We start from the raw sequence: 24,809 nt of genomic DNA on the forward strand, positions 1-24,809 counted from the left end.
AAAATGGCAAAGATGTTTTATGAGAATGATACAAATTTAGGATTATTGCAAGGAAAGAAAATAGCAGTAATTGGTTTTGGTAGCCAAGGACATGCCCATGCATTAAATTTACATGAAAGTGGAGTAGATGTAATTGTAGGATTATATGAAGGGAGCAAATCATGGAATAAGGCAAAAGAAGCAGGATTAGAAGTTACTACAACTTCAGAGGCAGCTAAAAATGCTGATATTATAATTATATTAGTACCAGATGAAAAGCAAGCAAAATTATATAGAGAAGAAATTGAACCATACTTGGAAGATGGAAATGCTTTAGTATTTGCTCATGGATTTAATATTCACTTTAAGCAAATAGTACCTCCTTCAAACGTTGATGTATTTATGATAGCTCCAAAAGGACCAGGACATATGGTAAGAAGAACTTATACCGAAGGATCTGGTGTTCCATGTTTAATAGCTGTAGAGCAAGATTATTCAGGAAAGGCTAAGGATTTAGCATTAGCCTATGCAAATGGTATAGGTGGAGCTAGAGCTGGTGTTCTTGAAACTACATTTAAAGATGAAACAGAAACAGATTTATTTGGTGAACAAGCAGTTCTTTGTGGAGGAATCACAGCTTTAATTAAGGCTGGTTTTGAAACTTTAGTTGAAGCAGGATATGCACCAGAAAATGCTTATTTTGAATGTATGCATGAAATGAAGCTTATTGTAGATTTAATGTATCAAGGTGGTATGGCTGCCATGAGATATTCAATTTCTGATACAGCTGAATATGGTGATTATGTAACTGGAAGCAGAATAATTACTGATGAAACTAAGAAGGAAATGAAACAAGTTTTAACTGAAATTCAAAATGGTACTTTTGCTAAGAAATGGCTTCTTGAAAATCAAGTTGGTAGACCTACATTTAATGCTATGAGAAGAATGGAAGCAGAGCATCCAATAGAAAAAGTAGGTAAAGAGCTTAGAGAAATGATGTCTTGGATAGACAGTAAGAAATTAGATTAATAATTAATAATTAAAAATTAAAGTGAGAAGGGTCTGTTCAGTCTGTTCATAGTGCGACAGTCCCTTTTTTATTTTAAATAAAAACTGGAAAAAGATTATTGACAATTTTTAAGATATAGTATATTATCATATTAAATATTATTAAATAACTCTTAAAGAGTTATTTAAACAATGTATAAAGGGGTAATGATTATGATAATATTAACAATAGAAAATGTTCCAGGAAAAGAAATTAAAGAAGTTAAAGGATTAGTAAAAGGAAGTACTGTAAGATGTAAAAACATTGGACGTGATATAACTGCTTCTTTTAAAAATCTTGTAGGTGGGGAAATGTCAGGATATAATGATATGCTTACAGAAGCAAGACAAATAGCTATTGGAAGAATGGCTGATGAGGCAGAAGCTATGGGAGCTAATGCAATTATAGGAATGAAGTTAATGTCTTCTGCTATAGCAGCAGGAGCAGCAGAAATGGTAGCTTATGGTACAGCAGTAGTAGTGGAATAAAAAGGAGTAATTTATTTTGAATATAACATTGATGATTATATTATACGTTGGGTTTTGGATACTTACAGCTATAGGATCAATAGCAATGATAATATGGGCTATAGTAAGTAGGATTAAAGAAAAAAAGATAGAAAAAGAAAAACATAAGAAGTATAAAGAATACTAATTATAATAAATAATATAAGAAATTATCATGTAAAAAGTCATTAGAATTTTAAAATATATTTAACATCTAATGCTTTTTTCACATAAAGTAATAAAAGTATAAAATTACAAGTAGACAAGCTGTAAAAAATATATTATCATATGTTTTATAGTAAATTACAATCGAATGTTCGTATAATGCCGGAAATATGGTCCGGGAGTCTCTACCAAATCACCATAAATGATTTGACTACGATATGGATTTAATATTTATATATAAGTACATACAGTATAAATTCTATTAATATAATACATATCTTTTTCCTCATATCATGCGATATTCGGTTGTAAAGAAAATGCATGGAGGAACAAACGATGGAATTCTTATCAAACTATTTCAAATTCAAAGAAAAAGAAACAAATTTTAAAAGTGAAACCATAGGTGGTATAACTACATTTTTAACAATGGCTTATGCGTTATTCTTAATTCCTAGTGTACTTGCAGAGGCTGGTATGCCACAAGGGAGTGTATTTGTAGCTACAGGACTTGCAGCAGCTTTAGGAACACTAATAATGGGAATATTCGCGAATTTTCCAATGGGATTAGCACCAGGTGTTGGTTTAAATGCATTCTTTGCATATAGTGTATGTTTAGGAATGGGTATTAAGTGGGAGATAGCACTATCAGGTGTATTAGCTTCAGGAATTATATTTTTAATAATATCAGCAACTGGTTTAAGAGAAATGATTATTAAAGCTATACCAACTAACTTAAAGTTTGCAGTAAGTGCAGGAATAGGATTATTCATTGCTTTTATAGGATTAAAAAATGCAGGAATAGTAGTAGCTAATTCAGCAACTTTTGTAGGTCTTGGTGATTTAACAGATCCTACAGTTTTACTTTCTATATTTGGTGTTATTGCAATTTCAATATTTATGGTTAGAGGTTCTAAAATAGCAATCTTCTTAGGTATGGGGTTAACAGCAATTGTGGGTATGATAACAGGACTTATTGATATACCAACATCAGTAATATCAATGCCACCATCAATGGCACCTACTTTTGGAGCTGCTATTAAGAACTTAGGCAATATATTTAATCCAGAAATGATTCTAGTAATATTTACTTTCTTATTTATGGATTTCTTTGATACAGCAGGAACATTAGTGGCTGTCGGTTCAAAGGTTGGACTTCTTAAAAAAGATGGTTCTATAGAAAATGGTTCAAAAGCATTGTTAGCTGACTCAATTGCTACATGTATAGGATCAATATTGGGTACAACTAATACAACATCATATGTTGAATCATTATCAGGAGCTTCTGTTGGAGCAAAAACAGGATTTTCCAGTGTAGTAGTTGGAGGATTATTCTTAGTATCATTATTCTTCTCACCATTACTTACAGTAATAACTTCAGCAGTTACAGCTCCAGCACTTATTATAGTTGGATCATTAATGTGTTCATCACTTAAGGAAATAGAATGGGAAAGATCAGAAATAGCTATTCCATCATTCTTAACTATTTTATTAATGCCATTAACATATAGCATTGGTGAAGGAATTGCTTGCGGATTTTTAACATATGTTATTTTGATGATATTTAAAGGAAAAACTAAAAAAGTTCATCCAGTAATGTATGTATTAGCACTATTATTTGTAATATATTTTGCTATAAGATAGAGTTTTGTTTATAAAAATTGAGCTTAAATTATCAATAACAGAGATAGTTTAAGCTCAATTTATTTTTGATTATTAAAATATATATTAAGAGTTTTATACATAAGAGAAATACTTTACAATAATAATTTGAATCTGTATAATTAATCTGTAATTTGCAAAAAATGATAATAGTAATTGCGCTGAAGAGGAGCAGTAAATAGAAGTTTAATTTAAAGCGATTTAGGAATGGTGTGAGCCTAAAATTTAAAATTATTGAAGGAAACCTTGGAGCAATAAAATTAAATAAGTATTTGAGTGGGTTAATTTTTATTAACCAATTTAGGTGGTAACGCGGAAGTAAGTCTTTCGTCCTATATTTTAATGGGATGAAAGACTTTTTTATATTTTAACAAAAAAAAGATAAGGAGAATAACATTATGTCATTTGAAAAATTAGCTGAAATAATATTTCCTAATGTTGAACATGATAGAGAATATTATATAGCAAAATACCCAAAGAGAAACTTAAAAGAAGGTGCTAGAGTAACTAGATATGCACCATCACCAACAGGATTCCAACATATAGGAGGAGTTTTTGCTGCATTAATTAATGAAAGATTAGCAAGTCAAAGTGAAGGTGTTTTCTATTTAAGAATAGAAGATACAGATCAAAAAAGAGAAGTTGAAGGTGCCATTGAAGATACAATTACAACTATGCACAATTTTGGAATGGACTTCAGTGAAGGAATGACTGGCCAAGAAACTTCAAAAGGTGAATATGGTCCATACAGACAAAGTGAAAGAGCTGAAATATATAGAACTTTTGCTAAAGATTTATTATTAAAAGGTTTAGCATATCCAGATTTTTGTACTCCAGAAGAATTAGCTGCTTTAAGAGAAGAACAAATAGCTAATAAAATAACTCCAGGATACTATGGAGAATATGCTAAATACAGAAATATAACTGAAGAAGAAGCTATTGAAAGAATAAACAATGGTGAAAGTTATATATTAAGATTAAAATCACCAGGAAATATTGAAAATAGAGTAGAATTTCATGATTTAATTAAAGGTGATATATCATTCCCTGAAAACAATCAAGATGTTGTTCTTATAAAAGGTGATGGACTTCCAACATATCACTTTGCACATGCTATAGATGATTATTTAATGAGAACTACAGATGTAATAAGAGGAGAAGAGTGGTTATCATCACTTCCAATACACGTTCAATTATTTGAAGTATTAGGATTTGAAAGACCAAACTATGCTCATATTCCAACAATAATGAAACAAGAAGGTGGATCTAAGAGAAAACTTTCTAAGAGAAAAGATGCTGAAGCAGCTGTTTCTTACTACAATGAAGTTGGATATCCAGTAGTATGTGTTATTGAATACTTATTAAACATAGTTAATTCAAGTTATGAAGAATGGAGAGCTGAAAATCCATGTGCTGATTACCATGAGTTTGTTGTTCATTTAGATAAAATGAGTAAGAGTGGAGCATTATTTGATTTAGTTAAATTAAATGACGTTTCTAAAGATGTTATAGCTAGAATGTCAGCAGACAAAGTATATGAACAATATACTGCATGGGCTAAACAATATGATGAAGAAATGTATAACTTAGTAACTTCAAATGAAGCTATGGCAAGAGAAATATTTAATATAGATAAAGAAGGCCCAAAACCAAGAAAAGACTTTGCAAAGTGGGATGAAGTTAAAGATAAGATATTCTACTTCTTTGATGAATTATTCTACAAGGAAACTGTAGAGCAAGTAGAATTACCAAAGACTTTATCATTAGAAAATGCTAAGGCTATAATTGAAGAATATGCTAAAAAATTTACATTTAATGTTGGAAGCCAAGAAGAATGGTTTGAAGAATTAAAAGTAATAGGAGCTGAGCTTGGATACTGTGCTAATAGAAAAGAATATAAAGCAAACCCAGAAAATTATAAAGGAATGATTTCTGATGTTGCTGGTGCTGTAAGAACTGCTTTAGCACATAGAACAAATACTCCAGACCTTTATACTATAATGCAAATTATGGGTGAAGAAAAAGTTAGAGAAAGATTCAACAAGTTTTTAAATTTATAATTAATAAAGGTTTGTTCCAAACTTAATCTTTAATCACTCATATTTCATAAGTATCTAATTAATTACTGTTCTTCATAATAAAATCAGGTATAGAGTTTGTCTAAAAAGCACACAATAGTAATGACTTAAGGATAGGATGTTGCTTTAGTCGATAGTCCTAAGAGTCTTAACAACTGAATAGAAAATTTAATGAGCAATGCTATAACTAGAGTTTTTGGACTGGCTATAGTATTGCAAAAATAAAAGATAGTTTATAGGAGGGCAAAAGTATGAGCAAATCTAAAAAATGTCACTGTAATCATGAACTGTCATCAACATCAGTGGAGGGCCATGGTTGCGGATGCGGCCAAAAGGCAAAAAAGAGTGCGACAAATAATCAATGGACAACTGCCAGCAGAGGAAGTTGTGTATGTGAATGTAACGAAGAGCATAAATAAGTAAAGAGACTTGGACAGAAAAATACCATTTTATAAGTGAGTTATGTGAAGTTTTCAACCAATAAACTATTATTGGAAAGAAAAGCTTCATGTAGCTCATTTTTTAAATGAATAAAAATAGTAGAAAAACTAAAACTATATATAACTAAAAATTAGAAAGGAGAAGAATAAGAAAGATGACTAATGAAAAGAAAGGCATAAAGAAAAGTGCATTATTGAAGCTTAATAATATACGAGCAAATAATTGGGACATAGATTGTGATACAAATTTTTTAAATGATTATAGTGATGATTATGGTTTTTATGAAGATAGAATAAATATAGAAAATAAGTGGAGATAATTCTCCACTTATTTATTAAGTTTAAAAGAAGATTTTAAAGATACTATTCTATTGAAAACTAACTTTTCAGCTGTAGTATATTTAGGATCAACATTAAAGAAACCGTTTCTTACCATTTGGAACTTATCTTGAGGTTTAGCATTCTTAATAGCTATTGGCTCAATAAATCCGTCTAATATTTCTATTGAATGAGGATTTATTTGTTCTAAGAAGTGTTTTCCTTCATTTTCTTCTGCAGCATCTAAGATTAATGGTTCATATAATCTAAATTCAGCAGGAACAGCATTTTTAGCATCTACCCAGTGGATAGTTCCTTTTACTTTTCTGCCTGTAAATCCTGAACCACTCTTAGTTTCTGGATCGTAAGTACAATGAACTTCAATTACATTACCATTTTCATCTTTGATTACATCAGTACATTTAACAAAATATGCACCAATTAATCTAACTTCATTTCCTGGGAATAATCTAAAGTATTTTTTTATTGGAACTTCCATGAAATCTTCTTGTTCAATGTATAATTCTCTTGAGAAAGGAACTAATCTTTTACCAAAAGATTCATCTTTTGCATTATTGCTTACTTCTAGCATTTCAGTTTGTCCTTCAGGATAGTTAGTGATAACTAATTTTAAAGGATTTAGGATAGCCATAGCATTTGGTGCTTTCATTTGTAAGTCTTCTCTTACAAAGTAATCAAGCATTTGAGAATCAACTGTTGAGTTTGCTTTAGCAACACCTATAGCTGAGCAGAAGTTTCTTAAAGCTTCAGGAGTACATCCTCTTCTTCTAAGACCAGAAATAGTAGGCATTCTTGGATCATCCCAGCCATCAACAACACCTTCATCTACTAATTGCTTAAGCTTTCTTTTACTCATAACTGTGTTGGTCATGTTTAATCTAGCAAATTCAATTTGTCTAGGAACACATTCCATTTCACATTCTCTTACAACCCAGTCATAAAGAGGTCTATGATCTTCAAATTCTAACGTACAAATAGAGTGAGTAATTCCTTCTATAGCATCTTCTAATGGATGAGCAAAGTCATACATTGGGTAGATACACCATTTGTCTCCTGTATTATGGTGAGTTGCATGTGCAATTCTATAGATTATTGGATCTCTCATATTAAGGTTTGGAGAAGCCATATCTATTTTAGCTCTAAGAACTTTTTCTCCATCTTTGAATTCACCATTTTTCATTCTTTCGAATAAATCTAGGTTTTCTTCAATTGATCTATTTCTATATGGGCTTTCTTTACCAGGTTCAGTTAATGATCCTCTATATGCTTTTGCTTCTTCTGGAGTAAGATCACATACATAAGCTAATCCTTTCTTAATTAAAAGAACAGCTTTTTCATACATAGTATCAAAGTAATCAGATGCAAAGAATAAAGCATCCCAATTTCCACCTAACCATTTAACATCTTCTTTAATAGATTCAACATATTCTGTATCTTCCTTTACAGGGTTAGTATCATCAAATCTTAAATGTGTTTTACCATGGAATTCTTCAGCTAAACCAAAGTTTAATAATATAGATTTTGCATGACCTATATGTAAATAACCATTTGGCTCTGGTGGGAAACGAGTGATTATCTCATTATGTTTTCCACTCTCTAAGTCATTAATGATTATATTTCTTATAAAATTAGAAGAATTAATTTCATTTGACATTGTTTTACCTCGCTCAAAGTTTATTTATTAATTAAGTAAAAATATATAAATTTACCCTATTAACATAGTTTACTATTAATAATAATTTTAATCTAATATACAGAAAAAATAAAGAAAAACATTAAAAGACTGATTTATGTATAAATAAAGAAAGAAATTGTAAAAATAAATAGGTGGAATTTAGTAATGAATAGGAGTGATTTTATGCCAAATTTAATGTGTAATGTTACTACTTGTGGTCATAATAAGAATAGTCTTTGTTGTAAAGATGGTATACAAGTAGGTGGAAGTCAAGCTTTTGTAAGTGAAACTACATGTTGTGAAAGCTTTATTGAAAAAACAAAGGAATTTTTAAATAGTGCAGAAGAACCAAAGGCTGCTATGCCAGTTAATTGTGAAGCTGTAAATTGTGTATACAATGAGCTAGGAATGTGCGGAGCAGAGTCAATAAGTATAGCTGGAGGCCCAGTTTCATCTGTTTCTAAGACAGAGTGCAACACCTTTGTTCCAAAATTCTAAATTATTTTAGAAGTTAATGCTACGCTAATTAAACACTTCGTTGACTAAGTAGGTTTATAGCTAATATAAAACCTAGTTAAATTCTAAATGAATTATTAGTAGTTGAATTAGCGTAGCTATATTCATGGTTTAATTGATATAATTATATATTTAGGGATATTGAGTACGAATATTTGACTAATAGTTTTGGAAGGGTAGGACAAGCACTAACTGGATTGCTTATAGAGAAAAGGATATGGTAATTATTGAATGTAATTTTATTTGCATAAAATGAGAGGGTAAATATGGAAAAAAAGTTAGTAAGAAAAGAAATATTAAATATGAGAAATAATATGAGTAATGAAAAAAGAATCTTAAAGGATAAGCTTATATATAATCTTTTTATAAATAGTGATTTATACAAAAAAGCTAAAGATATATTTATATATGTAAGTTTTGGTTCTGAAGTAAATACTCATGAAATTATTAAGAAAGCAATAATTGATAAGAAAAATATATATGTACCTAAAATAGATATGAAGAAAAAAGAAATGATAGCTGTAAAAATCCACAGTATTACTGAATTAAGTGTGAACAACTATGGAATATTAGAGCCTATAAATGTGGATAAAGATAAAATAGCCAATGATTTTGATATAATTGTAATGCCAGGAGTGGCGTTTGATAAAAATGGAAATAGAATAGGTTATGGTGGTGGATACTACGATAAATATTTAGAAAAAAATATTTTTAAAGCAAAAAAGGTAGCTTTAGCTTATGAAGAGCAGATTTTGGAAAGGATAGAAAGTGATTTTCATGATATAAAAGTTGATTTTATAATAAATACAAAAAAAATTATAAAAAAATATTGTGAATAAATTCTATATATGTATAATTGAGTAAGTTTCAATTGATAAAACTTTCGATTTATTTTTTTAACAAAAATGAGCTGTGCACTAATTATTTAGTGCAATAGCCCCTTTTTTTATTCTATAAGAAGAAAGTATTATAAATTATTATGGTGAAATAATAAAGTAAGAAAATACTGGAGGTAAAGAAATGAAGTATGAAGTAATATTATTTGATGCAGATGAGACTTTGTTTGACTTTAAAAAGTCAGAGAGAGAAGCTTTTAGAAAAGCAATGATTGATATTGGAATAGAATATGATGAAAATTATCATTTTAAAATATATCATGAAATTAATAAAAAGATTTGGCGAGAATTTGAAGAGGGACTTATAACTCAGGAAAAGCTTAAGGTAGAAAGATTTAGAAGATTAGCAGATAAATTATCATGATAAGAAAAAAGTATTAATGGTGGGGGATAGCCTTACTTCAGATATACAAGGTGGTATAAATGCAGGGATTGATACATGTTGGTATAATCCAAATGAATATATTAATAACACAAATATTAAGCCTACATATGAAATTAAATCATTATTTCAGCTTAGAGAATTATTAAAATAAAACCTAAAGGATGAGATACAGATATATTGAATCTCATCCTTTATATAATTTAAAGTTATTGAAACTCTACTTTTGTTGCATTAAATGTATTATTAAGTTTAAAATTAACGTTCTTTTTTAGCTATTTCATCAGATATTCTAGCAACAATAGTATTTAAAGCTATTGGACCTTCTTCTCCGTTCTTCCTGCTTCTTACAGCAACTTCGTTGTTAGCTTCCTCTTTTTCACCTACAACGAAGATGTAAGGAACTCTTTCAAGTCTAGCTTCTCTAATTTTATAACCAATTTTTTCAGTTCTGTAGTCAGCTTCAACTCTGATTCCATTGTTTCTTAATTCACTTACAACTTTAGCAGTGTAGTCATTGTACTTATCTGATAAAGGTAATACCTTAACTTGAACTGGAGCTAACCAAGTTGGGAACGCACCAGCATATTTTTCTATAAGCATAGCAATAGTTCTTTCATAGCAGCCAATTGATGATCTATGAATAACGAATGGTGTTTTCTTGTTACCATCTTTATCAATGTAAGACATTCCTAATCTTTCACCTAAAGCAAAGTCAATTTGAACTGTGATGATAGTATCTTCTTTACCGTGAACGTTCTTGAATTGGATATCAAGCTTTGGTCCATAGAATGCAGCTTCACCTTCAGCTTCAACATAATCTATATTTAAGTGATCTAATATAGTTCTCATTTGGTTTTGAGTAGCTTCCCAAGCTTCTGGGTTATTGATGTACTTTTCAGTGTTGCTTGGGTCCCATTTAGAGAATCTGTAAGATATATCTCCATCAATTCCTAAAGTACTCATAACATAGTTAATTAAATCAATAACTTCTTTAAATTCTGATTCTAATTGCTCAGGAGTACAGATTATATGTCCTTCAGATAATGTAAATTGTCTTACTCTTATAAGACCATGCATTTCTCCTGAAGCTTCTTTTCTAAATAGAGTAGAAGTTTCAGCATATCTGATTGGAAGGTCTCTGTAGCTGTGTTGTTCTGCATTGTATACTGTAAATTGGAATGGACAAGTCATTGGTCTTAATGCCATAACTTCAGTATCTTGTATTTCGTCACCTAAAACAAACATTCCATCTTTATAGTGATCCCAGTGTCCTGAAGCTTTAAATAAATCATTTTTAGACATGAAAGGAGTCTTAGTTAAAACATAGCCTCTTCTTTCTTCTTCATCTTCAATCCATCTTTGAAGAGTTTGGAATATCTTAGCTCCCTTAGGCATGAATAGTGGTAAACCTTGACCAACCTTTTCGTCAGTTGTGAAGATTCCAAGTTCTCTACCTAATTTGTTGTGATCTCTTTTTTTAGCTTCTTCTAATGCTTCTAAGTGAGCATCTAAATCAGCTTTCTTTAAGAATGCAGTACCGTAAATTCTAGAAAGCATCTTATTCTTTTCGTCACCTTTCCAGTAAGCACCAGCACTTCTAAGTAATTTAATAGCTTTTATATTCTTTAATGACATTACGTGAGGACCAGCACAAAGATCTGTAAAATCACCTATTTTGTAGAATGATATTATTTCATCTTCAGCTAAGTCGTTGATTAATTCAACTTTGTAAGGCTCATCCTTCATAAGTTCTAAAGCTTCGTTTCTTGGAAGTTCAAATCTTTCTATAGCAGGATTTTCCTTGATTATTTTTCTCATTTCATCTTCTATTTTAACTAAGTCTTCAGCTGAAAAAGCTTTTTCAGTATCGAAGTCATAATAGAATCCATTTTCAATTGATGGTCCAATAGCTATTTTAGCTTCTGGGAATAATCTCTTAACAGCAGCAGCTAATACGTGAGAAACACTGTGTCTTACAGCATCTTTTCCTTCCTTGCTATCAAATGTGCAAATTTCAAGAGTACAGTCTTCATTTAAAATAGTTCTTAAATCTTTAACCTCTCCATTTACTTTTCCACATTGTGCATTTCTAGCTAAACCTTCACTGATTGATTTAGCAACATCTAAGATTGATGAACCTTTAGCAACTTCTCTAACTGATCCATCTTTTAAAGTTATTTTAATCATCTTTTTTCGTCCTTTCATTATGTATTTTTTAAAATAAAAAAAGCTCATCGTCTCTTTTCGTATAGAAAAGGGACGAGAGCATATATATATTCCCGTGGTTCCACCCTTAATTGCCTAAAATAATAGGCCACTTAAGAATCATCGTAACGTGATGACAAACGGACTGGATTAGAGTCACTCCGAGTTAGTTTTCAACTAATTTCATTTAAATCTGCTTCCAGCTATTGCAGATTATCTCTGGAAATATACCTTTAGTTTACTCTTCTCATCATAGTATTTTTATATTTAAGATTATTATATGTATCAAATTAAATTATGTCAATATTGAAAATTTGTTAAAATAAATATTGCATTAATTTACAAAAAATAGTAAAATTAAAATATCAAGCAGGTGTGGCGGAATTGGCAGACGCACTAGACTTAGGATCTAGCGCCAATCGGTGTAAGGGTTCGACTCCCTTCACCTGCACCATTTAAGCGGTAATGACTCAATTGGCAGAGTGTCACCTTCCCAAGGTGGACGTTGCGGGTTCGAGTCCCGTTTACCGCTCCATTTTTATAATTGAAAATTGATAATTTGGAATTGAATTCATAAGTGAGTTAATTTTTATGGCATAAATAATAAAAAAGTATTGGCAAAAATTAATGGATTGTAATAAAATAAACTATGTAAGAATAAAAGATATATGTATATATAATAAATTTGCGTAGTAGGAATGCGTAAGCCTAGAAATAGGTTTACGCATTTTTTTTGAAAAAAAATACTAAAAAAATAAGTAAACAAATGATATAATGAAAATGTATACAAAGGTGTTTAAGAGGAGGAATTTATAAATGATAAATGAAGCAACATTAAAATGGCTTAATGATCCAGAGGTTTTTAGAGTTAATAGAATAGATGCTCATTCAGATCATCTTTTCTATGAAAAAAAAGAAGACTTAAAATTAGGATATAGCATGCCATTAAGACAAAGTTTAAACGGAAAATGGAAATTTAGTTATGCAGTAAATCCTCATGAAAGAATTGCTGATTTTTATAAAGAGGATTTTAATTGTGATAATTTTGATGAAATAAATGTACCAGGGCATATTCAAATGCAAGGTTATGATAAGTGTCAATATATTAATACAATGTATCCATGGGATGGACAAGAATTCTTACGTCCTCCATTTGTTTCAGAAGAGTATAATCCAGTAGGAAGCTATGTGAAGAATTTTGAAATAAAGGAAGAATTAAAGGGTAAAAGAACTTTTATTTCATTCCAAGGTGTAGAAACAGCATTTTATCTTTGGTTAAATGGTAAATTTGTAGGATATAGTGAGGATACATTTACGCCATCAGAATTTGATATTACGGATTTCTTAAAGAGCGGAGAAAATAAGCTAGCGGTGGAAGTATATAAAAGAAGTAGTGCTAGTTGGTTAGAGGATCAAGATTTCTGGAGATTTTCAGGAATATTTAGAGATGTATATATTTATGCAGTACCGAAAACTCATGTAAAGGATATGTTTGTTAAGGCAAATTTAGATAGAAATTATAGTGATGGAATCTTAAGTGTAGCTCTTAAATTAGAAGGCTATGAAGAATGTACTGTAGAAGTAGCTCTTAAAGATAGGCTTGGAGAAATAGTATATAGCAGTGGAAAGGAAGACTTTAATAAAGAAATTTATTTTGATGCAATTATTGAAAACGTATATAAATGGAGTGCAGAAGATCCATATTTATATACATTATATGTAGAAGTAAGAGATAGAGAGGATAAGTTAATTGAAATAATACCTCAAAGAATTGGATTCCGTAAATTTGAATTAGTGGATAAAGTCATGAAGCTAAATGGTAAGAGAATTGTTTTCAAAGGTGTAAATAGACACGAATTTAATTATCAGAGAGGTCGTGCTATTACTAAAGAAGACATGCTATGGGATATAAAATTCATGAAACAACATAATATTAATGCTGTAAGAACATCTCATTATCCTAATCAAAGTTTATGGTATGATCTTTGTGATGAGTATGGAGTTTATTTAATTGATGAAGCAAACCTTGAAAGTCATGGTTCATGGCAAAAGATGGGAGCTTGTGATCCAGAGTGGAATATTCCAGGAAGCTTGCCAGAATGGAAAGAAGTTGTTATAGATAGAGCTGCATCTATGCTGCAAAGAGATAAAAATCACCCATCTATATTAATATGGTCATGTGGTAATGAATCATATGCTGGAGAAAATATTTTGAAAATGACTGAGTATTTTCACGAAAATGATGATACAAGAATAGTTCATTATGAAGGCGTATTTTGGAATAGAGATTTTAATGAAATAAGTGATATGGAAAGCAGAATGTATGCAAAACCTTTAGATATTGAAGAATACTTAAATAATAATCCACAAAAACCATATATAAGCTGTGAATATATGCATGCCATGGGTAATTCATGTGGAGGAATGCACTTATATACAGAACTTGAAGAGAAGTATGAAATGTATCAAGGCGGATTTATTTGGGATTATATAGATCAATCTGTGGAAAAAGCTAATGAAGATGGGGAAAAAATCTTTGCTTATGGAGGAGATTTTGATGATAGAGCTACAGATTATTGTTTCTGTACCAATGGAATAGTATATGCTGATAGAAAGGCATCACCAAAGGCACAAGAAGTAAAATATCTTTATGCTAATGTAAAGCTTGTAGCTGATAGCAAAGGAGTAAGTATTAAAAATGATAATTTATTTATATCTACAGATGCATATGATTTTGTATGTTATGTAGAACATGAAGGAATTAAAATTTTTGAGACAACTATCAAACCTTCTGTAAAAGCAGGAGAAGAGTTATATGTGCCAATTGATTATCCTCAATTTAAAGAAGAAGGAAATTACACTTATAATATATCTATGAGATTATCAGAAGATACATTATGGGCAGAAAAAGGCTTTGAAGTTACTTTCGGACAAGCCGTAAAGGAAATAGCAAGAGAAAACAATAAAGAAGATCTTTTGAAGAATTATAAAGTCCAAGTGGTTCATGGTGATGTAAATATAGGTATTAAAGGTGAAGGATTCACAGCTATGTTCTCTAAGCAAGAAGGGGGAATAATCTCTCTTTGTTATGATGGGATTGAATATATCACTAGAGTTCCTAAGACTTCTTTCTGGAGAGCAACAACTGATAATGATAGAGGAAATAGACATGATTTCAGATGTGCTACATGGCTTACAGCAGGAATGATGCAAAGACCTAGTAGTTTCCATTTAAAAGAAGAAGAGTATAAGATTATCTTAACTTATACTTATGATGTTCCAACTGTTGTGCCTACAAAGAATATCATTGAATATACAGTCACTGGTGATGGAACTATTAGAATTCAAGGAACTTATCAAGGAGTAAATGGTCTTCCAGAGCTACCGGTTTACGGAATGGATTTTAAATTAAAGAAGGATTTAAATAGATTTGAATACTTTGGTTTTGGACCAGAAGAAAACTATATAGACCGTAATAAAGGAGCTAGATTAGGCTTATTTACAAGTAATGCAGTAGAAAATATGTCTAATTATCTTGTTCCACAAGAATGTGGAAATAGAACTAATACTAGATTTGTAAAGGTGGTTAATAAGGAAAATAAGGGATTATGCTTTAGTTATGAAAAAGAACCTTTTGAATTTAGCGTACTTCCTTACAGTGCATATGAGTTGGAGAATGCTCTTCATAAAGAAGAACTTCCAAGAGTTAATTATACTTGGGTGCGTATATTAGCAAAACAAATGGGTGTTGGAGGCGATGATAGTTGGGGTGCACCAGTTCATAGCAGATATTTAATACCATCAAATAAGGATATTAGTTTTACAGTAAATATTTCAAGAGCATAAATATTAATGTATATGGATGCTATAAAAAGAGGAAGTTTGAAAACTTCCTCTTTTTATAGATATATTATATAATAGCATTTTAAATAAAGTCTAATTCTAACAAGTCCAAGGCTAATTCATCTAAGGCTTCGTAGTTATATAATCTACAGCCCATTAGTTTCCAAATTATATCATCCTTTTTAAAGCCTTCCTTATATAGTTTTAAGTCCTTTAATAATCGTTTAAGAGCTCCATTATGGATTCCTAGTATAATTGACAATTCTTTAGGCCAGTAGTACTTTTTTGGTAAGATTTCGTATAGTTTTTGTTGTAATTCGAGCTTGTATTGCAAATCAATCATTTTGTTTTGATGAGGACCGCATTTTCCACGATGATGAAGAGCACAAAGATACTTATAGTTGAGCTCTATATCAAACCCACCCTCACTTCTATAAACAATATGATGCACATCAGCTTTTTCTCCACAAATACTACACTTATACAAACTGTTGCCCCCTTTATCTATATAAATTAATTATATTACGAAACATAATAACATTCAATTCAGAAATTAATTAGGATTTTTATAAGATTTTTACATTTAATTAAAAAACGGTTATAATTATAGTAGAAGTGGTAAATATAGTTTATAGTATATTATATTAATTTTTGAAAGAAAGGTGATAGATATGAAGAATAAATACGATTCTTTTAAGTATTGGGAAAGCCTTATAAGTGAAAATAAAACTATTAGAGGGCATATGTTCATGGATGAACTTCCAACAGAAAAAAGCCTATATATACACACGTTAATTTTTTCAAAATTTAATGGATTAAAAAATATATGGAGTTATTTTCCAGATGAGATGGCTCTTCTTGGATATATACAATATTCATTTTTACAAGAAGCTTTTTATATATGGATAAATGGTAGAAAAGATGTGGTTTCCTATATTCCTATAAAGCCTGTGGAAGAAATAATTAAAGATGGAGAAAGAAGAGATAGGATTACTAGAGAAGAAGCTATTGAAATGAAAAAACAAGTAGATAGAGTTAAGAAGTTATGGTCACTACCTAGAAATAAGATATTATTAGAGCTTAAGAAATTTGTTAGAGATTTTAATAAAGCATGGTATGGTGATAGCACAGAATTTTTATATTTAAAGATATTTAATACACCAGAAGAGCTTTGTGAGTTTGTAATAAACTCTAGTTATATGAGTAGTTCTGTAGAGGAGTTTGAGCGAAATACTAGCAAGAATATAGAAGACTGGAGAATAATTTGTAGTACAGCAGATAAAGATAAGATAACGGGAGAAGCTTTCAAAAAAATTCTATTGAAATATTTAACAGAAGTTATATAGTATTGTTGACAGTAAAATTCCAAAGTGCTATAATTTTATTGTAAACGATAAGCGCTATTAGCTCAGTTGGTAGAGCACCTGACTCTTAATCAGGGTGTCCCCGGTTCGAACCCGTGATGGCGCACCATAAAAACGTTGTGATTAAATTTCACAACGTTTTTATTTTTAATACAAATAATAAAATAATTAAGTGGACGAACAAATGAAGAAGGTAAGCATAAGTGCATTACTACCATTATTGATATTTTTAATATCTTATATAGGATTATCGATAATAGCTGGGGATATGTATGGTGTATAAGTTATAATACTATTACAATAGGAAAAGAGCAGCTAAATAATCTAGCTACTCTTTTTTGTAAGTAGGCAGATACTTTGAGAAGAAATTCCTTTACCTTCACCGGTAAAGCCTAAACCTTCTTCAGTTGTTGCCTTTACATTAATTTGACCAATATCTATGTTTAAAGCTTCTGATATATTTTTTCGCATATTTTCTATATGTGGAGCCATCTTTGGCTTTTGTGCAATTATAGTAGAATCTATATTTTCGATAAGCCAATCATTTTCTTTTAATAATGAGCCTACATATTTTAATAGTTCAATACTTGAAATTCCCTTATATCTATCATCACTATCAGGAAAGTGTTTTCCTATATCACCTAAAGCAGCAGCACCTAATAAAGAATCCATGATAGCATGAAGCAATACATCTGCATCTGAATGACCTAATAATCCAAGGGAATAAGGTATTTTAACTCCACCCAAAATAAGATCTCTATTTTCAACTAATTTATGGACATCATATCCCATTCCTATTCTCATTTTATCACCTCGTATAAATTATAAAACAAATATATTAATTTATAAATAGTAATGGGACTTTAATTAATAATTTGATGTTTTTCTTTTGGCAGTATTATTTAAACGTTTACTACTCTTATTATACTTAGGTAATGGTAAAATTTTAACTAATGAAAATGTTATTTTATATAAAATCATTAGAGTTTTTGATTTAATTTTTTTCTTTGTAAAAGTGAAATCAACATATATAACATTTTTTTTACCTCTTTTCATAAAACCACACCCCTCTATATTATTATCTTATGATAAGTAATCATTTTTAAAACCCTTTATGATATAATATATGTAATAAAATTTATATATGTAACAAAATATAAACAGGTAATGGGAGGTCTATATGGATAAGTTTAGAAGAATAATAGGTATCTTACTAATCATTATTGGTGTGGTAATAATTGGTGATGTTGCCTATAAGAAAATTATAACACTTAACAAACAAAAAAAAATAGTAAAATTGTTTGAAAATGGTTTTTCTGAAGGTACTTCTACAGGAGAATCTACTGAGTCTAGTGAATCAGTAAATTTAGATATGGTAAATGGATATAAGCCAATAGCAATGGTTGAAATACCAAGTATTAATTTATCACAAGCATTAGTAGAAGGAATTAGTGATGATGTATTAAAATATTTTTTAGGACATTTTCCAGATTCGGCAGCGCCTGGACAAGTAGGTAATTTTGCTATTGCAGGACATAGGGTATCTGATTATACAGATGCATTTATAAATTTATATAAAGTTTCAGCAGGGGATAAAATTATAGTTAAAACACACGATAAAAAATATACGTATGTAATAGAAGAAAACTATATTGTAAATCCAGATCAAATAGAAGTTTTAGATGCTACAGAAAATGCCACTATCACATTAATTACATGTACAGTGGGAGCAAAGCAAAGAGTTATTGTGAAGGGAACATTACAATCAACAGAAGACTTATAAAAGGTGGAAAAAATGAGTGAATATAAAAAGGGCAAATATAGCTTTTCTTTAGCTCCAGCTTTAGTATTAGTTGGCAAGGAAATAGTTGAAGAAAGAAAGAATCAGGTAGAAAAGTTTATTAGAGAATTAGAGGATTATGACGTAATATTAAGAGATCTGGCAGAGGAAGAAGTTAGCTTTGATTTGAGAAATGATCTTTTAAATATAGCAATGTATATTTCTGAAACTGCAGAAATATACAATGAGTTTTATGAAAAAAAAGAACTTCCCATTAACAAAATAAGTAAAGGTGTTCTTAAGTCAAGACAATTTTTACAAAAATGGCGCGATTATATAATAGTATATTCTTTAATATTAGGGGATTATAATTATAAATATATTGCAGATTATTTAAAGATAATTCAAAAGAAAGAAGATGTTGAAGAGAAAATAGATAATAATGTAATAAGCTTTAATAATATAGATAATTTTAATTCTAAAGATAAAGAGGATGAAAATGATGAATATTCTAATGAAGAGTCAGAAGAGCCATCATTGTTAGAAGATAATTCAGAAAAGGTAAAAGGTGTTATTTTATATAAAAGAAAAGAAAAGGCAATTATCCTTACATCTAGTGGAGAATTCATTAAATCAAAAATAGATAACGAAAATATAGGTGAGGAAGTAAGCGTAAATATAAAAAAGAAGTTTAAAAATATAAAGTTTTATATAGTTATCTTAATATTATTTACAATATGTGGATTATCTATAGGGACATATAAATATTTTAAGGGAGTGACCACTATCATATTTGAAGCTGATGAGCAGATAACATTAGAAGTCAATGTTTTTAACAGGGTAGTTAGAAGTAAATCTAATGTAAGCAATGTAAGAAGCATATTAGAAAAAGTAGAAGTGCAGGATAGAGATGTGGATACTGCTATTTATAAGTTAATAAAGTATTGTAATGAAGAGGAACAGATAAGCAAAGGACAGGTATTGATTACTGTAACAGGAAATGCCATTAAACATGGAGTTTTAAGTGATACAAGCCAGTATATCTCAGAAGAAGGAATTAATGTGAAGTTTAATAATGCAGGGTATGAGTCAAACTTAAAATAATAGCAACTAATGATGATTTTACAATTAAACTAAAGGAAGGTTCATATGAAATCAAATAAAAAGAAAGATCCAATAATAGTACATAATGATAGAGGAGAAAGCATAAGGCTTAATAAATATATAAGTGAATCAGGATTTTGTTCAAGAAGAGAAGCTGATAAGTTTATAGAAAGTGGCAAAGTTACTGTTGATGGAGTGAAAGCAGTTATGGGAACTAAGGTACAAAAGGGCCAAAAAGTAAAGGTAAATGGTAAGCTTATAAGCAAAGTTGAGGAAATGATTTATATAGTATTAAATAAGCCGGTAGGAATAACATGTACTACAGAGCATAAGGTACGCGGAAATATTGTTGATTTTGTTAATCATGAAAAAAGAATATTTCCTGTAGGTAGATTGGATAAGGACTCTGAAGGATTAATTATATTAACTAATGATGGGGATATAGTCAATAAAATATTAAGAGCTGGAAATAACCATGAAAAAGAATATATAGTTAAGGTAGATAAACCTATTAATGATGAGTTTGTTAAAAAGATGAGAAACGGTGTAAAAATATTAGGTCAAGTAACTAAAAAGTGCTATGTGAAAAAAGAAGGTCCTAATACATTTAGAATAATACTTACACAAGGCTTAAACAGACAAATAAGAAGAATGTGTGAAGTACTTGGATATAATGTTACTAAGCTTAAAAGAATTAGAATAATGAATATAAATCTTGGCGAACTTAAAAAAGGTCAATGGAGGGATCTTACAGTAAGAGAGCTTAAAGGTCTTAATAATCTTATTGTAGATTCAGGAAAAACTAAAGAAGTAGACGAAGAGTAAAAGGATTGAGCAGAAGCTCAGTCCTTTTATTTAGTAAGAACATTAAGAAAGTTAAGAATTAAGATAGTGTGTAAATAACTATAACTTTGAGCGAAACGTGTTATAAATTTTTAGCATACAGCAGAGAAGGAAAGATAGAAATTATTAATAAAGTTTAGTAATTACCAGAGACTTTCTAATATATGAATTTATCCACCGAAAATTATAAAATGTGGATAATTCTGTGGATAATTTTACTGATAAATATAAGTAAATTAAAGAAAGTTTTAAATAGTAAAATCATTGTTTATATATATAAAATTGGAAGTTACGCACATAATCCACAGATGCTTGTGGATAAGTTGTGGTAAACTTGTTGATATATATGTTAATAATTATTTAGAGATTTGTAGATAATAATAAAAAAGATTAGAAAAGTATCGAAAGATAAGGGGTGAAAGTTACATGAAATGTCTAAAAAAGGCTATTTTACTGACTTGTGGAGTTTTATTTTTATTAACAAGTTATCCACAGGGGGTGTTGATAGATTGTGTATTAAATAATTATGCAGAAAAGTATAAAGTTGTGGATAAAAAGTATAAGAGTGAAAATGATTATCTTATTATTGATGTAATTATTCCAGTAATAGAAAACATTGATAGTAACCCTAATATAGATAAACTAAATAATAATATTATAAAGTGGACAGAAGATTGGATAAATGATGTGAAAAAGATTTCTGATGAATACTTTAAGGGATTAGTACCTCCACCAATCGGTCCATATCAACTTTATAGTCGATATAAGGTTACTAATAGTCAGAATATAACTAGCTTTTATATAGATTATTATCAGTTTACAGGAGGGGCTCATGGAATAACAACTAGGCTTTCGTATAATGTGGATAACATAACTGGTAAAGAACTTAAATTAAGCGATTTGTTTAAAGGTGGATATGAGTATAAGAATGTAATTAATTTAGAAATTGCTAATGCTATACAATTTGATAAGGATAAGTACTTTACTGGGAAGGATGGCTTTAAAGGTATTAGTGAAAAGCAAGGATTCTATGTAAGTTCAGGCAACGTTGTAATATACTTTAATGTTTATGAAATTGCACCTTATGTTACAGGAATTCCTGAATTTTATATACCATTTGAAAAATTTGATCAAAAAGAACTTAAATATGAATTACAACCATATAATATAAAAAATATATGAATAGAGTGTACTAATTTTAAGTTTTAATAAAAATTATTTATGAAAAATAAAAAATTATCTTATCCTATAATTAATGAACTATAGGAATAAGATAATTTTTTTATTTTTTAATTATTTTTTTTAGTAAATTTAAGCCCTGATAATATAGCTAATATTGCAACAAATAAACCTGTACATATAGCTATAAATTTAGGAATAAATGATTTCTTTGAATTTATAGTAGATGAAGATTCAATACTGGAAGGTATAACAGTATCATTAACAGATTTATCTATATTTGATGAAGTTGTAGCATTAGCTGAAGAGGTAATACTTTCAGGTGTATTTGTATCAACATCATTTTTAATTTCATTTATATTCTTATTGAGTTCATTAGTAGTATTAGTATTTATAGTATTATTTGCATATGTAATATTTGAACTTTTACTACTAGAAGTATTAATAACAGTAGATGTATATTTTTTATTAGAAGTATTAGAACTAATATTGTTATTTGTATTATCATTTCCATTAGTGTTGCTGCTACTATTATTACTATTGATATTGCTGTTAGTATTACTATTATTACTATTGATATTGTTGTTAGTATTACTATTATTACCGTTGTTGTTAGATTTTATGTATATTTCTTGAGATATAGAAGAGCCATCATCTAATCTAATGTTAATTTTATAATTATTAGAATTAGAACTTATATAAGATAAAGTTTCAATAGGAATAAATAGTTTATTATTTTCAATATACACACTATGTTTAGAATTTCTATAAGTATATCCAGTTCTTAAATAAGAATTATTATCTCTATAAATAACATCTAAAATTTTATTATTAATAGTAATAGAAGTAATTTTAGAACCTTCAGGAATTAAATTAGGAATTTCTATTTCTCCATTAGTATTTGCATTAACATTTATCATTGGTTTAGTAGTTATATTTGTAGAATTAATAACAATTAAATCTGAATATCCAGATAAAGTAACACCATTTGAAAAAGTAAATACAATTTGATGAGTATTTACATCTAGGTTTAATGATTTTAATACATCAGCAGATATAATTATTGAATTATCAGTTGTAGAGAATTTTGATGAATTTAAAATTTTATTACCTATTGTAATATTTTTAAGTTTAGTTCCATCAAAGTTAACATGAGTTATTTCAATTCCCATTGGATTAGATAAATCAAACTCAAAATTTTGAGTTATCATGTTTGGCTGTCTAATAGTATCATCAGTATATTCATCTTTATTCCCTGGATTAAGGATATCATTATCTACTATTTGAATTGCTGCAACACCTGAAACATATGTGCCGTTAGAGAATATAGCAGATGTATAATAAGTACTATTTTTTAAATATAAATCAAAAATAACTTCTTTAGGGATAGTTATGGAGTTTTCAGTTATTTTTAATTTATTTATATCTATTTTTCTTCCATATATATAAAATTCAGTTAAAGTTAATCCTTTAAAGTCTACATTTTTTATAACAACATCAGTAGCATTATCTCTATTGAATACTATAGTTTGTTTTTCTACTTCTGGTTGTATGATTTCAACTTTATCATCAGATGTGGGTGGTTTAGCAATACTATCATTTCCTGAGTTATTATCAGGATTAGGAGTTTCATTATTATTATTATTATTATTATTATTATTGTTGTTGTTGTCAGGATTGCTGTTAGGTGGTGGAGTAATTGCTCCAATGTTTTCATTAACTTGTGGAGGCTTAACATTAGCAACATTATCAGAATCAGTTATAGTAATAGATACATAATTTGATATAATTGCTCCATTAGAGAAATGGAAAGCTAAATAGTAAGTACCATTTTTAAATCCTAAATCAAAAATAGCTTCTTTAGATATTACTATAGAATTATCAACAACTTTTACTTTGTTTACGTCCATTTTAGCGCCATACATATATATATCAGTTATAGTTAATCCATTTAAGTCTACATTTTGTATAACCAAATCTTTAGCATCATCTCTATTGAAAACAAAATTCTCTCTGTTTATTGTAGGAATATGAGTGTTTTCAGTATCTCCATTAGGCTTATTATTATCGCTACTACCTTGATCAGGATTAGTTTCAGTATCATTTTTATTATCATCTGGATTATTAGGTGTATCTGTATTATCATTATCATCAGGCTTTTGCTCTGGTTTATTTGTTATATCATCTTTACCACTTGAATCTTCTTCAGGTTTAGAAGAACCACTATCAGAATCAGTGTTAGGTGGTATAGATGGATCATTTATTATATTAATAAAGATATATCCTGATGCATAAGAGCCATCTGTAAAATTTATTGATGTATTATAAAGTCTATTAGGAGTAAATTTTAATGCTAATATTTCTTCTTTAGGGATAGTAATAGAATTTTGAGTTATTCTTAATTTACTTGGATCTATTCTTTTAGCATAAACCATTAACTCAGATACTGTTAAACCTGATAAATCTATATTATCGATAACTAAGTCAGTAGGATGAGCCATATTAAATGTAATAGTTTTTTTAGTCAATCCAGGGATTTTTTTTGCATTTATTGAATTTTTATAATTTTCATAAGAGAAAGTATCAATTGATTGAGCAGATACAACTTGTGCACCTATAGTGCAGCTAACTAATCCCCCAGATAAAAAAACAGCTAATAATTTGTTTTTATTTTTTTTACTCAGTGTATTACGAGCATTTTGTTTTTGCAATATTTCTTTTGTATTCATAAGTAGCTCCTTTATTTAATTTATTGATTAAAGTGATTTTTTCTTTAGTTAAAGCCAATAAGCATTATGAAATAAA

The 24,809-nt window shown here is 29.1% G+C and carries 21 protein-coding genes, 3 tRNA genes, 1 pseudogene, 1 riboswitch and 2 other annotated features; of the genes and pseudogenes, 19 read left to right on the plus strand and 6 right to left on the minus strand.

The genetic code is table 11. The annotated features are described in order from the left end of the window. Window positions 1–3 precede the first annotated feature (3 nt). The 7 genes from ilvC (at window position 4) to Q5O29_RS05860 (ending at window position 6,195) form a co-directional block, all read left to right on the plus strand. Window positions 4–1,008 carry a ketol-acid reductoisomerase gene (gene ilvC, locus Q5O29_RS05830; RefSeq protein WP_022212038.1) on the plus strand — a complete coding sequence of 335 codons (1,005 nt, stop codon included), beginning with the start codon at window positions 4–6 and terminating at the stop codon, window positions 1,006–1,008. 192 nt (window positions 1,009–1,200) lie between these two features. Beyond that, on the plus strand, window positions 1,201–1,515 hold the full coding sequence (locus tag Q5O29_RS05835; RefSeq protein WP_186834991.1) for a heavy metal-binding domain-containing protein: 315 nt from the start codon (window positions 1,201–1,203) through the stop codon (window positions 1,513–1,515). A 16-nt stretch (window positions 1,516–1,531) separates the two neighbouring features. Next, window positions 1,532–1,681: a hypothetical protein gene (locus Q5O29_RS05840; RefSeq protein WP_022212040.1), complete on the plus strand. Its 150-nt coding sequence runs from the start codon at window positions 1,532–1,534 to the stop codon at window positions 1,679–1,681. Window positions 1,682–1,830: 149 nt separating this feature from the next. Further along, a riboswitch (purine riboswitch) is annotated at window positions 1,831–1,932 on the plus strand. Between the two features lie 102 nt (window positions 1,933–2,034). After that, window positions 2,035–3,339 (plus strand): NCS2 family permease, encoded by a 1,305-nt coding sequence (locus Q5O29_RS05845; RefSeq protein WP_022212041.1) that lies wholly within the window; start codon window positions 2,035–2,037, stop codon window positions 3,337–3,339. A gap of 170 nt (window positions 3,340–3,509) precedes the next feature. Further along, window positions 3,510–3,695, plus strand: a binding site (T-box leader). 60 nt (window positions 3,696–3,755) lie between these two features. Then, window positions 3,756–5,417 carry a glutamate--tRNA ligase gene (gltX, locus tag Q5O29_RS05850; protein WP_022212042.1) on the plus strand — a complete coding sequence of 554 codons (1,662 nt, stop codon included), beginning with the start codon at window positions 3,756–3,758 and terminating at the stop codon, window positions 5,415–5,417. 269 nt (window positions 5,418–5,686) lie between these two features. After that, a complete protein-coding gene (locus tag Q5O29_RS05855) occupies window positions 5,687–5,854 on the plus strand; it encodes a hypothetical protein (protein ID WP_022212043.1) in 168 nt (55 codons plus the stop codon). Between the two features lie 176 nt (window positions 5,855–6,030). After that, window positions 6,031–6,195 carry a hypothetical protein gene (locus Q5O29_RS05860; protein WP_022212044.1) on the plus strand — a complete coding sequence of 55 codons (165 nt, stop codon included), beginning with the start codon at window positions 6,031–6,033 and terminating at the stop codon, window positions 6,193–6,195. 8 nt (window positions 6,196–6,203) lie between these two features. Here Q5O29_RS05860 and Q5O29_RS05865 read toward each other — a convergent pair whose 3' ends face one another. Beyond that, on the minus strand, window positions 6,204–7,868 hold the full coding sequence (locus Q5O29_RS05865; protein WP_022212045.1) for a glutamine--tRNA ligase/YqeY domain fusion protein: 1,665 nt from the start codon (window positions 7,866–7,868) through the stop codon (window positions 6,204–6,206). A 186-nt stretch (window positions 7,869–8,054) separates the two neighbouring features. Between Q5O29_RS05865 and Q5O29_RS05870 the strand changes: the two genes are divergently transcribed. The 3 genes and pseudogenes from Q5O29_RS05870 (at window position 8,055) to Q5O29_RS05880 (ending at window position 9,837) form a co-directional block, all read left to right on the plus strand. Beyond that, on the plus strand, window positions 8,055–8,387 hold the full coding sequence (locus Q5O29_RS05870; RefSeq protein ID WP_022212046.1) for a DUF1540 domain-containing protein: 333 nt from the start codon (window positions 8,055–8,057) through the stop codon (window positions 8,385–8,387). Window positions 8,388–8,671: 284 nt separating this feature from the next. Next, window positions 8,672–9,244, plus strand: coding sequence for a 5-formyltetrahydrofolate cyclo-ligase (locus Q5O29_RS05875; protein ID WP_022212047.1), 573 nt, complete (start codon window positions 8,672–8,674; stop codon window positions 9,242–9,244). 181 nt (window positions 9,245–9,425) lie between these two features. Next, window positions 9,426–9,837: pseudogene (locus Q5O29_RS05880) on the plus strand (HAD family hydrolase). A gap of 104 nt (window positions 9,838–9,941) precedes the next feature. Here Q5O29_RS05880 and thrS read toward each other — a convergent pair. Continuing rightward, a complete protein-coding gene (gene thrS / locus Q5O29_RS05885; protein ID WP_022212049.1) occupies window positions 9,942–11,873 on the minus strand; it encodes a threonine--tRNA ligase in 1,932 nt (643 codons plus the stop codon). Between the two features lie 65 nt (window positions 11,874–11,938). After that, window positions 11,939–12,154, minus strand: a binding site (T-box leader). Window positions 12,155–12,260: 106 nt separating this feature from the next. Between thrS and Q5O29_RS05890 the strand changes: the two genes are divergently transcribed. The 3 genes from Q5O29_RS05890 (at window position 12,261) to Q5O29_RS05900 (ending at window position 15,737) form a co-directional block, all read left to right on the plus strand. Next, a tRNA-Leu gene (locus Q5O29_RS05890) sits at window positions 12,261–12,345 on the plus strand. A gap of 5 nt (window positions 12,346–12,350) precedes the next feature. Continuing rightward, a tRNA-Gly gene (locus Q5O29_RS05895) sits at window positions 12,351–12,426 on the plus strand. A 281-nt stretch (window positions 12,427–12,707) separates the two neighbouring features. Continuing rightward, entirely contained in the window at window positions 12,708–15,737 is a 3,030-nt protein-coding gene (locus tag Q5O29_RS05900) for a glycoside hydrolase family 2 TIM barrel-domain containing protein (RefSeq protein WP_022212050.1), read from the plus strand. Between the two features lie 79 nt (window positions 15,738–15,816). Here Q5O29_RS05900 and Q5O29_RS05905 read toward each other — a convergent pair whose 3' ends face one another. After that, a complete protein-coding gene (locus Q5O29_RS05905) occupies window positions 15,817–16,221 on the minus strand; it encodes an HNH endonuclease signature motif containing protein (RefSeq protein WP_022212051.1) in 405 nt (134 codons plus the stop codon). A gap of 184 nt (window positions 16,222–16,405) precedes the next feature. On the opposite strand from Q5O29_RS05905, the gene Q5O29_RS05910 reads away from it, so the two are divergent. Together Q5O29_RS05910 and Q5O29_RS05915 are read left to right on the plus strand one after the other, a co-directional pair. Continuing rightward, window positions 16,406–17,080, plus strand: a complete 675-nt coding sequence (locus Q5O29_RS05910) for a hypothetical protein (RefSeq protein ID WP_022212052.1) — start codon at window positions 16,406–16,408, stop codon at window positions 17,078–17,080. Window positions 17,081–17,131: 51 nt separating this feature from the next. After that, window positions 17,132–17,207, plus strand: a tRNA-Lys gene (locus tag Q5O29_RS05915). Window positions 17,208–17,422: 215 nt separating this feature from the next. On the opposite strand, the gene ispF is transcribed toward Q5O29_RS05915, so the two are convergent. Beyond that, entirely contained in the window at window positions 17,423–17,902 is a 480-nt protein-coding gene (gene ispF, locus Q5O29_RS05920; protein ID WP_022212053.1) for a 2-C-methyl-D-erythritol 2,4-cyclodiphosphate synthase, read from the minus strand. Between the two features lie 63 nt (window positions 17,903–17,965). Next, a complete protein-coding gene (locus tag Q5O29_RS05925; protein ID WP_022212054.1) occupies window positions 17,966–18,154 on the minus strand; it encodes a hypothetical protein in 189 nt (62 codons plus the stop codon). A 124-nt stretch (window positions 18,155–18,278) separates the two neighbouring features. Here Q5O29_RS05925 and Q5O29_RS05930 point away from each other — a divergent pair, with 124 nt between their 5' ends. The 4 genes from Q5O29_RS05930 (at window position 18,279) to Q5O29_RS05945 (ending at window position 22,007) form a co-directional block, all read left to right on the plus strand. Further along, the gene (locus Q5O29_RS05930; protein ID WP_022212055.1) at window positions 18,279–18,881 is read left to right on the plus strand and encodes a class D sortase; all 603 of its coding nucleotides are present in this window, start codon (window positions 18,279–18,281) and stop codon (window positions 18,879–18,881) included. Between the two features lie 12 nt (window positions 18,882–18,893). Beyond that, complete coding sequence (locus tag Q5O29_RS05935) at window positions 18,894–19,982, plus strand: anti-sigma factor domain-containing protein (protein ID WP_022212056.1); 1,089 nt, start codon at window positions 18,894–18,896, stop codon at window positions 19,980–19,982. 45 nt (window positions 19,983–20,027) lie between these two features. Then, window positions 20,028–20,807, plus strand: a complete 780-nt coding sequence (gene rluF, locus Q5O29_RS05940) for a 23S rRNA pseudouridine(2604) synthase RluF (RefSeq protein ID WP_022212057.1) — start codon at window positions 20,028–20,030, stop codon at window positions 20,805–20,807. Between the two features lie 444 nt (window positions 20,808–21,251). Continuing rightward, complete coding sequence (locus Q5O29_RS05945; RefSeq protein ID WP_022212058.1) at window positions 21,252–22,007, plus strand: DUF3298 and DUF4163 domain-containing protein; 756 nt, start codon at window positions 21,252–21,254, stop codon at window positions 22,005–22,007. A gap of 107 nt (window positions 22,008–22,114) precedes the next feature. Here Q5O29_RS05945 and Q5O29_RS05950 read toward each other — a convergent pair whose 3' ends face one another. Continuing rightward, complete coding sequence (locus Q5O29_RS05950; protein WP_022212059.1) at window positions 22,115–24,733, minus strand: hypothetical protein; 2,619 nt, start codon at window positions 24,731–24,733, stop codon at window positions 22,115–22,117. Window positions 24,734–24,809: the final 76 nt, after the last annotated feature.

It is taken from the genome of Clostridium sp. CAG:265, from assembly GCF_000436575.1.
In the GTDB taxonomy this organism is placed as follows: domain Bacteria; phylum Bacillota; class Clostridia; order Clostridiales; family Clostridiaceae; genus Clostridium; species Clostridium lentum.